This is a genomic window from Novosphingobium sp. AAP83, assembly GCF_001295795.1.
Taxonomy (GTDB): domain Bacteria; phylum Pseudomonadota; class Alphaproteobacteria; order Sphingomonadales; family Sphingomonadaceae; genus Novosphingobium.
In genome coordinates, this window is record NZ_LJHY01000021.1 from 23,403 (window position 1) to 39,141 (window position 15,739).

Consider the following 15,739-nt stretch of genomic DNA (forward strand, 5'->3'; position numbering starts at 1 on the left):
CCGATGAATGCAGCTCTAAACGGCACGCGTCGCGCTCTTCGCCTTGGCACCGGCCTTGCGACATGCGTTTCTTGCATTGTCTTTGCACAACAGGCCTTCGGGCAGGTGGTTTTGCCCAACGTCGCAGACGCGAGGGGCGCCACCGTGTCCCCCATCACGACCTCACCGGTCATGACGGTCAATGTGAACGGTGAATCCCGCGTTATTGATTGGCACTCGTTCAACGTAGGCACAGCCGGTGTCCCGAACTCGGGTACCGTGGACTTTGTTTCCCCGGGAACGACCACAAACCTGACCGTGGTCAATCGTGTCATTGGTACAACCAGCGGTGGGGTGACAACATTCACACCCTCGGCGATTCATGGCAAGATTACCTCGGCAGCCAACCTTGCGGTCTGGTTGATCAACCCGTCGGGCATCACCTTCGGGGCGGGCGGAACCTTCAATGGCGGCAGCCTTGTGCTGTCGACGCTGGACAGCCCGAGCATTGACCCCACTGGCGATTGGGGCGCAAGGTTCACCAACCGCGATGTCGTTCCAAATCCCCGAACTGTTAAGATCGATTTGCAGCCAGGCGCGGGCTCGTTGGTATCAAGCGGTTCGGTGTTGCTGCTGGGGGAAAACATCACGGTCGACAAAACGATCCGTGCCACCGGTGCCACTAGCAATGTGTTTATCGTTGCAGCAAGTGATGCCCGGATCAGGACAAATGCCGGAAGCCCTGTCTCATACCAGTTCTTGAAGGGCACACGTTTTGAAGGCGTAGAGGTTGTCGGCACAGCTTCGGTCGAGGGGCGTGGCATTGTTGTTGCTGCCTCGAATGGTTCTTCGCAGTTGAAAACACTGCTTAAAGTGGATTCCGGTGCGCAATTGTTGGCAACCGTAACCGGTGATGGCATTCAATTGCTCACGGCATCGCATCCGGTGACGGCGGGGGCCTCAGCCAACGCAAACATTGTCAGCGAAGGTCGGCTGCGCACAACCGGAACCGATGCCGACATCACTGTCACCTCAAATGCCAGCGCCACGGTTGATCGCATTGGTTCCAGCGGCGACGTTACAGTTCGCACTGGCAATGCTGCTAATCACACATTGACGGTTGGCGCGGTGCAGGCGGCAGGTAACATCAGTCTGCGTTCGACCGGGAACATGCGGCTTGGCACCGGTGGTAACCAGAATATCTTTGCCGGCGGATCTATTGCCATCAGTTCGGGTGCTGCGATCAATCGCGGTGGCGCAGATGGCGATAGGCTTGCCATCGGCTCTTTCCGTAATGCCACTGCGCCCGATGGCGCGCTGACGATCCGGTCCGTCGGCAACTTGAATCTGGGCGATGCCAGCCTTGCCGCAGGGTCGCGTGGCACCGCTGCCCTCTCGCTCGCCTCAACAGCCGGCAGCATCACGATCGGTTCTGCCTTGGCCAACCGGTTTACGGCTTCGGCGTTCAACAACTTTATCGCCAGCGGCGCCATCACGGTCAATGCGCAGACGCCGGCTACGGCGGGCGTTGCGCTGTCGATCTCGGCTGGTAACAGCACCGCGCCCAATGCAACGGCGGGTAACATCTCGCTGGCTACTGTCAGAACAACCGGTGCAGATCAGGATATCTCGATCCGGTCGAACGGCATAAGCGGTAATATCGCGGCAACGTCGATTACGGCCAACCGCAACCTGACCATCACCAGCGTAACAGGCCCTGGCTCCGGTTTGTCGGCAACAACACTGAAGGCACAGAACGGCTCGATCGCGGCCTCTGCGGCTGCGATCAGCCTTGCCAATGCGACGGCGGGACAATCGATCAGTTTGCGCTCTTCAGGTGCAATTGCGGTAACCGACGCACTGACGGCAGGCAACAACACGCTGCCGCTTGGCAACATCAGCGTTTCGGGTCTGCCCAGCGGGGCGGCCGCGTCGTTCAGCGCTGAAACCGTCAACGCCAAAACCGGCCTCGTTAATATCCAGGCGACGAGACAGACCATCGGCCAGTTGCTCTCGGGTCAGGGCGCAACGCTAACAAGCGTGAGCACTACCTCGGGCAGCATCACAAACCCCGGTGCCATTACGCTTGGCGCGGCCAACGTGGGCACAAACCTCACCGTTACCGCCGATGGCACGATTGCCCTGGGTACGGCAGCGGCGCAAACCATTCGTGCCAAAGACCGGGTCACCATTACGTCCAAGCTTGGCACAATCCGTCGCGGAGCCGGATCGGGTACACTCACCGTGGTGTCCGGCAGCGATGATCCAAGCGGGACGGATCCCTTGACGATCAAGGCGAATGGCGCAGTCAATCTCGGCAACGCAGCCTTGCTGGGGGGCCGCGCGATGACCGCACCTGTCTCGGTCCAATCGGAAACGGCCAGCATTGTTCTGGGCAGCGTACGCGCCAGCCGCTTTACAGGTCTGGCTGGGACAACGTTTGCGGCTACCGGGGCGATCTCGGCCACCAGCATGTCTGCTGCCACCGGCAATACCATCGCGATCACCGGTCCTAACGGCATTTCGCTAACGTCTGCCACTACGGGCGGAAACGGTGAGAACATCGTGTTGAACGCGGTAGCCGGCGCGGTCACCGCCGATTCCATCATCGCGCGCAACAACCTTACGATTGGCAGCGGCGCTGCGCCTGCAGAACGGATCACCGCCAATACACTGCGCGCCATAAACGGTTCGTTGAACGCCTTTGCCCGTTCGATGAGCCTTGGCACGGCGCGCGCTGGTACGTCGCTCGGCCTGCGGGCGGAAGGCCGCATCGTGATCACCGGTCTGGTCCGTGCCGAAACGAACCTTACCGTAGCCGGGCTCATGTCGCCCGATGCGCCGGATCTGTTCGATGCGCCCTCGGTCACCGCAGCCACCGGCTCGGTTGACATCAAGGCTGACCGTACTGACATCGACACCCTCGTCTCCGGCACCAATGCCAGCATCACCGGCGTCACCGCGCAACTCGGTTCGGTCAACGCTGGCACAGCCGCCCCGGCGGGTGGGACGCTCGGTAATCTGTTTGTCAAGACCAGCGGAACAACCACGCTTGGCAAACTGGCCAATCAGTCGATTACGGCGAAGGGCACGATCACGATCGATAGCGGTGGCAACATCGGCCAAGGCGCTGCCGCCACCGGCCTGACCATCACCGCCAACAACAATGGCGGGCGCGCCACCGCGCTGACGCTTCAAGCCGCAAATGCCATTTCGCTGGGTGATGCCACGCTGAACGGCGGCACCGCAGCGCTAAGGTCAGCCGTCACGCTGAGGTCGGGCACGGGGACGGCGATTGAAAAGGCCAATGCTGCGGCATTTACCGCCAATGCAGGCACAACCTTCCGGGCAGACGGTGCCATCGTCACAACCGAAAATGCCGCGATCACCGCTGGCGGTACCGTCACCTTGAACAATGTGACGGCCGGCGGCACGGGCCGTGACATCACGATCACCACACCGGGTGCGATTACCGCAGCCGCGCTCAAAGCATCGGGCGATGTAACCGTTGGCGGCGTGGTTCCAACATCGCCTCCTGCATCGTTCCGCGCCACTTCGGTTGAAGCAACCACCGGTGCCATCGACATCAAGGCGCGCGCAACCACCATCGAAACAGCCAAAGCCGCGACCAATTTCAGCGTCACCGGCACGACGGCGACGCTGGGAACTGTTACAGCGGGCAATGATGTTGCGATCACCGCGCCGGGCGTCATCAACGCAGGCACGCTGAAGGCGACGCGCAATGTTACGATTGCCGGCGGCACAACCGCCTCCTTCAATGCAGCAAACGTCCAAGCCACCACGGGCTCGATTGCTGTCACAGCCCGCGCAACCGACATCGCTGCGGTAGCATCCGGCCTCAACACCCGCGTCACCGGCACCACTGCCGATCTCGGCACGGTTACGGCGGGCACGGCCACCACGGTCGGCAACCTGACAGTCACAACCACAGACGACATCACGCTGGGCAAACTGGCCAACCAGCGCCAATCTGCCACTGGCGCGATCACGATTGAAAGCACCACCGGATCGATCCGTCAGGGCCAAACCGCCACAGGGTTGATTTTGACCGCAAACAGCAATGGGGCAGGTGCGGAAGCTTTGACCCTCAAAGCCGGTTCGGCCATTGCGCTTGGCGATGCCACGCTGAATGGCGGTCTGGCTAACGGCACACCAGCGCAAAAATCGACCGTCAGCCTGACGTCAGGCGGTGCGACGACAATCGGCAAGGCCAACGCTGGTGCATTCGCGGCCAATTCGCGCGGTATCTTCACCGCGAAAGGCGCCGTCACTGCTGCTGAGAATGCCACGATCGTCGGTGGCCGTTCTGTCAACGTGAACACTGTGACCGTCACCGGTGCAAATCGTGACATCACGATCACCACACCGGGCGCGATCACCGCCGGCACGCTCAAGGCCGCGCGCAATGTCACCATTGCAGGCGGTGCAACGGCTTTCAACGCAGCAAGCGTCGAGGCCACCACAGGTTCGATCAATGTCGAATCCCGCGCAACCGACATCGATGCGGCAGTGTCGGGCATCAATACGCGGATCACCGGTGCCACAGCAAAGCTCGGGTCGGTCACCGCTGGCAAGAGCTCGCCGGCAGGCGGCCTTAATGTTGAGACCACCGGCGATATCACGCTGGGTAAGCTCGCCAATCAAATCCAGACCGCCGCTGGCGCAGTGCTGATCGAAAGCACGGGAGGTTCCATCCGCCAAGGCGCGACCGGGCTGCGTCTGATCTCGAACAACAATGGCCGTGGGACCGAAGCGCTTACGCTGAAGGCGAAAGGCGCGATCGCTCTGGACAACGCCACTTTGCGCGGTGGTCGTTCGCAGCAATCCAATGTTACGCTGACTTCGGGCGGCAATATAGCTTTTGCCAACGCCTCGGGCGAGCGCGTTACGGCAACATCCACCAGAGGCAGCATCAACGCCTCGGGCGCAATCGCGGCGGACACGCTCGTTTCGCTCACCAGCAAAACCAGCACCACCATCGGTAGCGCCACGGGAAGCACCGTTACTGCCATCGCAGGCGAAGATTTCACCGCAAACAGTGCGATCAACGCCACCAACAATGTCAACCTTACCGCCAAGGGCAAAATCACCACGGTAGGCTTGGTCACGGCCGGAAATGCGGTCAGGCTCTCTTCGTCTGACGCAACAATCGGGGCTACCGTTTCGGCAAAGACCATTGACGTGACCAATACGGGCAGCACAGCACTGGTAATTGGTGGCAACGCTGAATCCGCAGCCAACAAGTTCACACTCAGCAGCCTTGAAACCGCTCGCTTGCGCGCGACCGAAACCCTGACGCTGGGTGCCGACGGATCAGACGACGTTGAACTGAAGCAAGTGGACCTCAGCACGCCGAAGACCGTGCGGGTTCTCGCCAATGGCAAGCGCATTGATGTCACCGGGCGCGTGTCCTTCGATAGCAACACCACGCTAAAGCTGGGCGGCGATGTCGCAACCGGAACCGGCAATGCCTCGATCATCCAGATTGCTTCGGAAAGCGGCGGGCAGATTGCCGGTGCTGACGGTCGGCTTGAACTGGGTGCAGGCAACATCCTGGTTGGTAACAAGACACTGATCGACCGGGTTACGTTGAAGGATCCTACAAGAGCAACTCCAAGATCCCAGAGTGAACAACTGGCCGAAGCCACACGAATGAACCGGCAAGCTAGCAGCCCGCTTTACGTGGGTGATGGAAACTTTGCGGTACTGGTTCGGGCTGGCACTATGAAAGTGAACTTCACTGGCTATGCCCTGTTCCAGAACACTGGGTCGGGCGAACTAGGCCAGGGCGTAAGCCTTGGCTCATCAGGCGGACGTGCTGTCGCGCTCGAATTGGTCAGCAAAAATCCTACGCCAGTGTTTGCACTGTTCGGTTCGATCAACGATGTGGTGTCCAATGCCACTGCGCTGCTCGGCAACCCGCCGCTGTCGCGCTATGACCAAGTTGCCCAGTCGCGCTTGAACGGTTGCGTCATCGGTGGTGGCAATTGCCTCTCGGTCCAGAACCTCACGCCATCGTTGACGGCAGTCGATAACATCCGGAACTCGATCTTCACGGTCAAGCCAGACTTCCAGGTGCCGTTCGATCCGCTGGTTGGTACCAACAACGACGCGCTGTTTGATGATGTCGGCTCAACCGGCCTTGGCGCATTACCGATGACCCCGATTGAATGCAGTGACCCAAGCGGCACGTGCTCTACGCAAAAGAAGGATGGCAAGTGATGAAGCGCGCGTTTCTGGCTTCGCTTTCTGTGATGGCGCTTGCGATGGGTGCCACACCGGTGGCTGCCAAATCGGGCGAATTGCCCGATCAGCTCGAACTGGGCCGCAACGGCGCAGGCAATCCTTGTGTGGCAACTCCGTTCTGGAAGGGTGATGCGTTCAAGGGCAGCTATACCTTCACGTGTCGCGGGGCCAGCGCCAACCGCTATCTGGGCGTCGTCCGCTCGGTGCGCACCGCCGATATCGCTGCGGTGAACAGCCTGCTCGATTGCGGGCCTGGCATGGCTGTCACGCTGCCATCGATTGGCGCGGCCACTGCGCGCCGATGCTTTGACAAGCTGCTCGGACAGGAAACCATCGAAACGCGCTTTTCGCGCAGTGGCCGGATCTATTCGTCCAGCGCGCTGCCTTCGGCCCAAGGCCCTGCCGAAGAGGCGCTACGGTTCCTTTCCGGCGTATCAGCGCCCAATCAGGACCGCACCCGTAATACCGTCGCTGTGGTAGAACCGGGCGTGCTGGCCCCATCTCCTGCTGTGGCAACCTCCACCGCAGGCGCAGTGGCAAATGCCGAGGACGCATTGCAACAAGGCTTGCGCCTGGTTCGCCAGGGGCTTCACCTTGATGCTGCCCGCATCGTCAGCGATGCTCTGGCACGTCTGCCCGCAGATGCTGCGCCGGCCACCAAAATCGATTTGCTGCTTTTGGCCGGGCTTGCCGATTCCAACTTGCGGTTCTTTGATTCGGCCGAAGATTACTTTGCCCGCGCCAACATGATGCTGGCCGAGGCTGCCAGCATTCCGGGCGCTGATGTGCTGCAATTGAAGAGCCGCAATTACGGCGCCATGCACCTGATCAACAAGCGTGAATTCGGCGTCGCAATCACGGCACTCGACGCTGGCAGCACGGTTGCGGGCGCAGCCGATCAGCCATTGCTGGATGCCGCCAATGTTCGCGCTCTTAATGAAGCAGGCAAGGGGGCAGAGGCAGGATCGGCGCTCTCATCGGCATGGGATAACCGTGCCCGCACCCAGTTGGTGATCGATGCGCAGGCCGGTTGGGCGCGCAGTGTCGCCTTGCTGGCGCAAAGTCGACGTGATGATGCAAAGTCGGCGCTCGATTTTGCCGACCGCAGCCTTCTGGCCTTGCGGGCAGAGCCGATCCCGCAGCAGCAGTTGCTGTGGCTTGCCGCGCGGATAGAACGCCAGCGCGCGCGCCTACAATTGGGCGCAGATGATCGCACCGGTGCACTTGCATCGCTCGATAAGGCCATCGAATTCTTGCGCCTTGCCGAAGATGCAGGTGATAACGGCCCGGCATTGGCGCAAGTCCAACTTGAGCGCGCAGCCGTGCTTTCGCGCGGCGGTGGCTCGACCGAAGAAGTGCTCGCCCAGTTCGATGATGCGGTGTCCAGCCTGATTTCGGCAGGAGCCGATGTTGGCGGCTTGCCAGCGCAAACACGCAGCTACCTTGATGAACTGGTCAATGATGCGGCGCGGCGGCCGGAAGGCACTTCGGCAGAGCGTTTCTTCAGGGCTTTGCAAGCCGCTTCAACCCCGGCCATTGCCCGCCAGTTTGTGGAATTGCAGTCGTTAATCGCGGCCGACCCTGCGCTTGCGGCGAAAGTCCAGGACCGACAAGAAGTCGAGCGCGAAATCAACAAGCTGCGGTTTGAAATCGCCTCGGGCGTCGATGCCGCAAAGCGGACCGAACTTGAAGCACGCCGCACCGAACTCGAAAACCGGTCGCTTGCGTTGCAGAACGAATTGGCCGCCAACGACTCCTTCCGCCAGGTCATCGATACACCTGCTTCGGTTGGCGATGTTCGCACCGTTCTCAAGCCCGGCGAAGGTTACCTGAAGCTCAGCACCGTGGGGGGGTACATCTTCGGCGCGCTGATCGATGCATCGGGCACAAAGATCTACCGCGTTGCGCAGCCAGCAGTTGCCGTAGAAAAAGTGGTCAAAGCGGTGCGCGATACGGTGACCGGCGGGGGCGATAATGTACCGGTGTTTTCGGTGTCCGGTGCCAATTTGCTCTATAAATTGCTGATCGGTCCGGCATCCGACCGCGTTAACGGCTATTCGTCGCTGGTTATCGATGGTTCGGGCGTGCTCGATACCCTGCCTGCGGGTATTCTGGTAACCGACGATGCGTCCACGGCGGCCTTCGTGAAAACACGTCGCAACGATCAGTACAACTATAGCCAAGTCGGCTTTCTGGCACGCAAATTGTCACTTTCAACGGCGCTGTCTCCGCGTTCGCTGATTGTATCGCGCAATCTGGCTGCGTCCAAGGCGCCGCAACCCTTTATCGGGTTTGCGCAGCATCAACCGGTTGCGCTTGAAGCCAACTTCGGCGGCATGAAGGTCAGCATCGGCACCAACTGCGAAGTCGAACTTTCGCGCGTTGCCGAGATGAGCCGCATGATCACGCCGATTGATGCCTCCGAACTCAAGGAAGCCAGCGCAGCGCTCGGCGTACCCGGTGCACCAGCAGTTACCGGGGCGGCCTTTACCGATACAGCGGTGCGCAGCCGTGTCGATCTCGACCAGTTCCAAGTTCTGCACTTTGCAACGCACGGTCTGACCGAAGGTCAATGGGGTTGCGCCAAGGCTCCGCCTGCACTGGTGACCAGCGTGGGTGAGGCCAATTCCGATGGCATCCTGTCCTTGGATGAAGTGGCCATGCTGCGGCTTGATGCAAACCTTGTCGTGCTGACGGCGTGCAACACGTCTGCCGGTGTCAGCGGTCGCGGGCGTCAGGCTTCCGGGCAAGAGCAAGTGGGCGGATCGCTCGATGGTCTTGTGCGCGCATTCCTTGCTGCGCGCGCGCAGGCCGTGCTTTCCACTTATTGGCCCATCTCCGATGCCGGGGAAAGCGTCGAGCTGATCACCCGTTTCTATGGCAACGCGCGGACAGGCACGATTGGTGAGGCGCTGCAAAAGGCGCAAGTCTCGCTGATCACGAACCGCGCGACCTCGCACCCGTTCTATTGGGGGGCATTCGTGCTGATCGGCGATTCGCAAAAGCCCTTGCTGAACGGCGCGGCCAAGGTTGCAGCCGCACAGGGCGGGGCAAACGCACTGGCTGTCGCCGCACCATCGGGTCAGGCTACTTCGGCCGGCTCGCGCTGATAAACCGGTTTTGGCCCGGCCGTTGCGCCGGGCCAATCGTCGCGCGCTTGCTGTTTCGCGTGAATGTCCGCGCGATAGTTTTGTCTGGACAGGCGGTGTGATTGTGATTTTGCGCACGGCAATTGTGCCGCGCAGGAGCGACAAGGCACTATGAGCAGACCGGCTGCGCGCATCACTGATCCTCATGTCTGTCCGATGGTGACGGGGACAGTCCCCCACGTGGGCGGGCCGATCATGCCTCCTGCGGCGATCAATGTGCTGACGGGTAGCCTCCCGCAGGCGCGGATCGGCGACAAGGCTGTCTGTAATGGCCCGCTTGATGTCATCGCCTTGGGCTCCTTCACTGTCCTTGTCAGAGGCAATCCCGCCGCGCGGATGGGCGATATCACTGCCCATGGCGGAGTCATCGTCATGGGCATGCCAAACGTGCTGATCGGCGATGCAGGCAGCGCCGATCCTATGAGCGTGGCCAGTGCCCTGCTCAATTTGCCGCTCGGCTTTGAAGGCGATGGCACCGCCCAAACCGCGATGAAAAATGCGATGATCGCCGCCGCCAAAGACGCGATGCCGTTCTGCGAACAATGCGCCAAAGCGCTCGAGAAGATGGCCAATTGATGGGCGCGGCGTGGTATGCCGTGATCGATTGCGCGCATGACCCGCGCCTGATCGGTCTGGTGCAATCGTGCCGCGAGCATCTCTGCCTGTTCAAGGGTCGCAACCTCGATCCCGATATGCTGACCGCCGCCCCGTGGCTGGTCAAGATCGATCCGAGCGAGCCTTTGTTGGGCGTGTGGCAGCAGCATGGCCACGGAGCCAGTTGGGGCCTGATGGTGCTGTCAGACCTTCCGATTGAGCGGTTGCAGCGCCATTTCCGCCGGTTTCTTCAGGCCAAATTGCCCGATGGCATGATCGTGCTGTTCCGCTTTTATGACCCGCGCGTGTTCAACACTTATATCCGCGCCGCCACACGTGAAGAACGCGCACCGTGGTTTGATGGCATCGAGCAGTTTTCGGTCGAGGGTGCAGGCGGCACGGCCACACATCATTACCGGCTGCTGGACGGAGGGCTGTTTGATGGCGCAAACCGGATCGGCTGACCCTGTCGCTTCGGCGTTGTGGCAATGGGGTGTGATCGGCGCAAGCCTGTTGGCGGCATGGTCGTGGGTCTTGCTGATGGTCTATTTCGCGCCTGATCTGATCGGTGACGAACCGGGCAGCACGATCACAATCGGCTTTACGCTTCTGGTTTATGTGCCATTGCTGCCCATCGCTGTGATTGCCGGAATGCTGGCGCGGCACAAAGTGCTGCGCGGCGGACAAGCGCGCCCGAGCTGGACCGCCATCGGCATCGCCATTGGGGCAGGCGGGTTGACCGCAACTTTGGCGCTCAGTTGGCTCAACGGCGGACTCGTAGCAGGCGCAGGCATCACCGGCTTCACCGTGCTGGTGCTCGTCGCTATCGCGGTCACCATCGTGCAATCGGCGATGGAAGAGGTGCTGTTTCGCGGATGGTTGCAGCCCGCACTATCGGCGCAAACCGGCCCGGTGGCAGGCGTCGCCGTGGCCACGGTGCTGTTCACGGCCTTCCACCTCATTGGCGGTCCGCGCCAGCTTTTGTCGTTACTGGTCATCGCGCTGGCGGGGCTGTTGTTCGGCCTGCTGGCGCTACGCAGTGGCGGACTATGGGCACCGGTTGCCGCCCATGCAGCATGGAACGGCACGGAGAATTCGGTGTTCGGGCTTCTGCCCAATCCCGGAAACCCCAGCCTTGGTTCGCTCGTCGATTTTGACATGATCGGCAGCCCGCTGTGGGGCGGCAGCGAAGAAGGCCTTAATGCCAGTGTGGGCACCGCGATGGTGCTCTTGGCGCTGATCGTCCCCCTGCTGGTGCCACGTGCAACGCTGCGCGCCGCCGCACCGGCCCCTGGGGCTTAATTCGTGCCTTGCGCCCGCGCCGTATCGATCCGGTCGCGTTCCTTCATGAACGCCTGCAATGCCGCACCGTCAAGCCGTTTGCGGCTTGCCTCGTCGGTCGGAATGCTCAGCGGATCGATCCGCTCGCCATCGATGTGGACTTCGTAATGCAGATGCGGCCCCGTGGATCGGCCGGTGGTGCCCACATCGCCAATACGCTGCCCTTGCGTCACGCGGGTGCCCGCCGCGATGCCGGGCGCAAACACGTTCTGGTGCAAATAGTACGTCGCCCAACCGTTATCGTGGCGCAGGATCGTCAGGTTGCCGTTCGCGCCCTTCATCGCAGCAAATTCGATCGCACCATCCGCCGCTGCAAAGATCGGCGTGCCGATCGGGGCCGCAAAATCGGTGCCGCCATGCAGCTTGTTGTAATGCAACACCGGATGAAACCGCATCCCGAATTTCGATGTGATGCGCGCGCCGTCTACCGGGGTGCGCATCAGCCCGCGCTTGGTCGTCGCACCATTGCCATCGAACCAGCCGCTACCATCGTCTGCCGTCTGGAAACGGTACAAGGCAAGGCTTTTCTGCGCCGTCGTCAATTGCGCATAAAGCAGCTTGGGCTGGCCAATCGCCTCGCCCGCACCGTTGACTTCCTGATCATAAGCCACTTCGAACACGTCGCCGGGGCTCACTTCGGAAGCAAGGTTGAAGTCATAAGAAAAGGCGTTGATGAATTCAGGAATCAACGTGTCGATCAGTCCGGCAGAGACGGCGGAGGTGTAAAAGCTCTCGCTGTCAATCTCGCCGCGCAGCACTTCGATCTTGCGGGTAACGTCGGCGACCAGCGGGGTCACCGCATAAGTCCCGTCTTCGCCACGCGCCAGAATAACGCCAGACCCGTCAATCCGTGTGGCGCGCAATTGCTGCAACAAACCGCCGCCCGCCCCGCCGGGAATGATCACCAAAATCGCACGAATCTCGCTGCCGCTGGCCAGATGCGGTGCCGCCGCCGCAGCCGCAGCATTGGCATCAGCCGCGCTGACCCCCGCTTCGATCAGCGCGCCGACAAGTTGGCCCGGCCCTGCCAGATTAACCGCGCGCTCTTGCACATTGCTGCCCGTATCGCCTGCAACACCCGCGCTGGCCTGCGGAGCGCTGACAGGCCCGGTGCGGGTGAGCCACGCCGCCAATGCGGAACCTGCCAGAATGGCAGCAGACGCAGTCAAAGCCAGTGCGAAACGCCGGTCAAAGGCGGTGCGGCTGCGCCCTGTCGCTGGCTTGGCGGTATTTGGTATAGCACTGGCCGTCGCGGAGATAGGCGTACTGGCCTGGGCGTTATCGGGCGCACTAACGCTTTTCCAGAACGCACCGAAACTTTCGCTGCCCGAATCCGCTACATTGGCTGCGGATTTATTTTCAGACAGCCAAAGTTTTGGATTAAAAGAATTATTGTCCATTCGAATCAACCTTTAAGCCGGACAAGTTGCAGTGAAATAATCAAACGAAGCAATAACCAAGCTTTTGCTTAGCATGAAGCTGTGCTTTAAAGTAATATGCTGATTAGCGGGGGATCGAATGTCGTTCGGAAGTCGTGTCGCTTGGCGTGAAGGGCAGTTTCTTCGGCCACAACACTTCCAGCAAGCAGATCGTGCACTGCTGTGGCAGTTGCGGGTGCGGGCGGATTCGTTGCAGCCCTATGCCTGGGGGTTAACCGAGGTCGAGATAGACGAAGACCTTGCCGCGCTTGGCAAATTTGCACTGGTCCGCGCCAAAGGGGTGATGCCCGATGGCACACCATTTTCCATTCCCGATGATATGGCGCTGCCCGCGCTGGATATCCCTGGCGATACCCGCGATGCCGTGGTCTATCTCACGCTGCCCGCCGCACAGTCTGGCGCGCAGGAATTTGAAGAGGCCGATAGCGCAGGGCCGGATATCCGTTTTCTGGTGCAGGAAAGCGATATCGCCGATTGCTTTTCGAAAGACCGATCGCAAGAACCGATTGAGGTTGCGCAGCCCAATCTCCGGATGGGCGTCACCCGTGACCAGACCTATGGGCGCATCTTGTGCGGCCTTGGCCAAGTACGTGAAATGCAGGGCAAAAAGGTCATGTTTGATGACCGGTATATCCCGCCCATGCTCGATATCCGCGCCTCGCGCCCGTTGCGCAACGGCTTGATCGATATTCTGGGCCGGTGCGAACAGCGCGCCGATGAACTGGCCCTGCGCGCGGTTGAGGCGACCGACGGGGGGGCGGAAACTTTCGCCAGCTTCCTGTTGTTGCAAGCGCTGAATCGTTCGATCCCGGTGCTGCGTCATCTGGAATCGCTTCCTGTCGTCCACCCTGAGCGGATGTATCAGGAACTGGCCAGCATTGCCGGAGAAATCGCCACTTTGGTTAAGCCTGAGCGCAAGGCTCCGCCATTGCCGCCTTACGATCACGAAAACCTGCGCGCCACGTTCGAACCGTTGTTTGATCTGCTGCAATCGATGTTGTCGGCGGTGTTTGATCGTTCGGCCATCCAGTTGCCGCTCGAACCGATGGGACCGGGCGCGTGGACATCGACGATTACCGACCGCAATCTTTATCAGCACGGCTACTTCTATCTGGCGGTGCGCGCGGCGGCTTCAGTCGATGAAGTGCGCCAGATGTTCCCGGCGGTGGCCAAAATCGGCGCGGTTGAAAAGATGCGTCAGATCGTCGATTCTGCGCTTCCTGGCGTGCCGTTGCGACACACGCCAACTCCGCCTTCGCAATTACGCGTGCTGCCGGGCTTTGTCTATTTCGAACTCGATCGCGGCGTCGCCGATTGGCGCGATTTCGCCACGGCGACGGCGGTGGGGCTGCACGTTGCGGGTGATTGGCCGCAATTGCGGATGGAATTGTGGTGCGTGAAAAGGGCCGCACGATGAGCGCGTTGATCACAAATAGGGAGTGCGCGGTATGAGCGGGGACGGCTCCTCCGATAACGGCAATCGCACGGTTTTCCGGCCATCTCCGCTTTCCGGCATGCGCGGGGGCGGGGGTGTGCAACCGCAACCTTCACCGCTCACTCCGCCGCCACCTCCTGCGGGGGCAGGCGGGTGGGGCACGCCGCCTCCCATGGCGCAGCCTGCCCAGCCACCCGCTGCCGCGCCGGTCCAGCCCTCGCATGGCTTCGGTGCGCCGCCAGCCGGCTTTGGTGAACCGCCGCCATCTTTTGCTGCGCCCATGCAGCCCACATCGGGCGGGCGTCGGTTGAACGATGATGATGTGCCGGTTCCATCGCGCCCGCGTGAGACGCGCAGTCCGCTGGTGATTGAAGCCGGGCCGGTGCTGGCACTGGCGGCATCGGTGCGTTCAGGCCGCGCGCGGATTTCCCTGCCCGATTTCCACCGCGAAGCCACCGAAGCCGTCGCCGCTTATGACCGCGCGATTGGCGCAACCTATCCGCAGGAAACGCGGATGCGCGCGCGCTATGCCATTTGCGCCACGATTGATGATATCGCGCAGAACCTGCCGGGTGCAGGCAATGATGGTGCAGAATGGGCGCGACGCAGCCTTGTCGTCAGCTTTTTCCGGGAAAACATCGGCGGAGACAGGTTTTGGCAACTGGTCGATGATCTGCTTGCCCGCCCCGGCGAAAATGCCGAGATGATCGAACTTTACGCCGATTGCTTGGCCGCCGGATTTGAAGGGCGCTTCCGCGTGATGCCCGATGGCCGCACGCGGTTGCAGCAGATCCTCACCAACCTTTACGGCGCGCTCGAACATCCGCGCGCGCTGTCGCCAACCGAACTGGCACCGATGTGGCAAGGTGCCGCCGCGCCGCTGCGCAAGATCAGCCCGTGGAGCAAGATTTCGCTGGCTGCTGCCGTGGCGCTCGCAGTCTTGATCGGCCTCTATATCGTCATGCGGCTGTTGCTGATGACGGCGGGCTCTGATTCGTTGAAGGGTGCTCAAGCCCTTATGCCGAAAGAGAATTTGCGCCTGTCTCGCGTCGGTACCGCACCACCGCCGCCGGTGGAATCGGGCCAACTCGTGCGGTTGCGCCAGTTTCTTGAACCCGAAATCCGCCAAAATCTGGTGGTTGTTGAAGAAGATGGCAGCACTGTACGCGTGCGCACAACCGTCGGCCAATTGTTCCAATCGGGGTCCGATCAGCTTGAACCTTCGCGAGCCGAATTGTTCGAACGGATTGGCCGCGCGGTGGAAACCGAGCCCGGACAAGTCACGGTTGAGGGCCATTCGGACAGCGACCAGATCAGCGGCTTGGCCTTCCCCGATAACACCGCGCTTTCCCAAGCGCGCGCGCAAACCGTGGCGGGCATCCTCGGGTCGGCCCTGTCCAATCCGGGGCGCATTTCGGTTGAGGGTTATGGCGACAGCCGTTCCATTGCCGACAATGCCACACCCGAAGGCAAGGCGCTCAACCGCCGTGTCGAAATCGTCATTCCGCGTCAACGCTAGTCAGTCGGGGCTATCC

At 61.2% G+C, this 15,739-nt stretch carries 9 protein-coding genes; 8 read left to right on the forward strand and 1 reads right to left on the reverse strand.

Annotated elements, in window-relative coordinates:
• Positions 1-3 precede the first annotated feature (3 nt).
• The 5 genes from IP81_RS11525 to IP81_RS11545 all read left to right on the forward strand — a co-directional run bounded on the left by IP81_RS11525 (position 4) and on the right by IP81_RS11545 (position 11,291).
• Positions 4-6,222 carry a filamentous hemagglutinin N-terminal domain-containing protein gene (locus tag IP81_RS11525; RefSeq protein WP_054108151.1) on the forward strand — a complete coding sequence of 2,073 codons (6,219 nt, stop codon included), beginning with the start codon at positions 4-6 and terminating at the stop codon, positions 6,220-6,222.
• Positions 6,222-9,356, forward strand: a complete 3,135-nt coding sequence (locus IP81_RS20915) for a CHAT domain-containing protein (protein WP_197274607.1) — start codon at positions 6,222-6,224, stop codon at positions 9,354-9,356. Before IP81_RS11525 ends, IP81_RS20915 begins: the two co-directional genes overlap by 1 nt.
• Before the next feature lie 150 nt (positions 9,357-9,506).
• Positions 9,507-9,971, forward strand: a complete 465-nt coding sequence (locus IP81_RS19690) for a PAAR domain-containing protein (protein WP_082356117.1) — start codon at positions 9,507-9,509, stop codon at positions 9,969-9,971.
• Positions 9,971-10,453: a DUF4123 domain-containing protein gene (locus IP81_RS11540; protein WP_054108153.1), complete on the forward strand. Its 483-nt coding sequence runs from the start codon at positions 9,971-9,973 to the stop codon at positions 10,451-10,453. The genes IP81_RS19690 and IP81_RS11540 overlap by 1 nt, the downstream gene beginning before the upstream one ends.
• Positions 10,431-11,291 carry a CPBP family intramembrane glutamic endopeptidase gene (locus IP81_RS11545; RefSeq protein ID WP_054108154.1) on the forward strand — a complete coding sequence of 287 codons (861 nt, stop codon included), beginning with the start codon at positions 10,431-10,433 and terminating at the stop codon, positions 11,289-11,291. The genes IP81_RS11540 and IP81_RS11545 overlap by 23 nt, the downstream gene beginning before the upstream one ends.
• Here IP81_RS11545 and IP81_RS11550 read toward each other — a convergent pair.
• Complete coding sequence (locus tag IP81_RS11550; protein WP_197274608.1) at positions 11,288-12,499, reverse strand: M23 family metallopeptidase; 1,212 nt, start codon at positions 12,497-12,499, stop codon at positions 11,288-11,290. The genes IP81_RS11545 and IP81_RS11550 overlap by 4 nt on opposite strands.
• Between IP81_RS11550 and IP81_RS20920 the strand changes: the two genes are divergently transcribed.
• From IP81_RS20920 to icmH, 3 genes are all read left to right on the forward strand, one after another.
• Positions 12,480-12,746, forward strand: a complete 267-nt coding sequence (locus IP81_RS20920; protein ID WP_197274609.1) for a hypothetical protein — start codon at positions 12,480-12,482, stop codon at positions 12,744-12,746. The genes IP81_RS11550 and IP81_RS20920 overlap by 20 nt on opposite strands.
• A gap of 102 nt (positions 12,747-12,848) precedes the next feature.
• Positions 12,849-14,186, forward strand: coding sequence for a type VI secretion system baseplate subunit TssK (gene tssK / locus IP81_RS11555; protein ID WP_054108156.1), 1,338 nt, complete (start codon positions 12,849-12,851; stop codon positions 14,184-14,186).
• 31 nt (positions 14,187-14,217) lie between these two features.
• Positions 14,218-15,723: a type IVB secretion system protein IcmH/DotU gene (gene icmH / locus IP81_RS11560; RefSeq protein WP_054108157.1), complete on the forward strand. Its 1,506-nt coding sequence runs from the start codon at positions 14,218-14,220 to the stop codon at positions 15,721-15,723.
• The last annotated feature ends 16 nt before the right edge of the window (positions 15,724-15,739 follow it).

What these genes read in the sequence shown, in the direction of transcription:
- IP81_RS11525 (WP_054108151.1), top strand. Translation starts at nt 4, where the DNA reads ATGAATGCAGCTCTAAACGGCACGCGTCGCGCTCTTCGCCTTGGCACC.
- IP81_RS20915 (WP_197274607.1), top strand. Translation starts at nt 6,222, where the DNA reads ATGAAGCGCGCGTTTCTGGCTTCGCTTTCTGTGATGGCGCTTGCGATG.
- IP81_RS19690 (WP_082356117.1), top strand. Translation starts at nt 9,507, where the DNA reads ATGAGCAGACCGGCTGCGCGCATCACTGATCCTCATGTCTGTCCGATG.
- IP81_RS11540 (WP_054108153.1), top strand. Translation starts at nt 9,971, where the DNA reads ATGGGCGCGGCGTGGTATGCCGTGATCGATTGCGCGCATGACCCGCGC.
- IP81_RS11545 (WP_054108154.1), top strand. Translation starts at nt 10,431, where the DNA reads ATGGCGCAAACCGGATCGGCTGACCCTGTCGCTTCGGCGTTGTGGCAA.
- IP81_RS20920 (WP_197274609.1), top strand. Translation starts at nt 12,480, where the DNA reads ATGGCAGCAGACGCAGTCAAAGCCAGTGCGAAACGCCGGTCAAAGGCG.
- tssK (WP_054108156.1), top strand. Translation starts at nt 12,849, where the DNA reads ATGTCGTTCGGAAGTCGTGTCGCTTGGCGTGAAGGGCAGTTTCTTCGG.
- icmH (WP_054108157.1), top strand. Translation starts at nt 14,218, where the DNA reads ATGAGCGGGGACGGCTCCTCCGATAACGGCAATCGCACGGTTTTCCGG.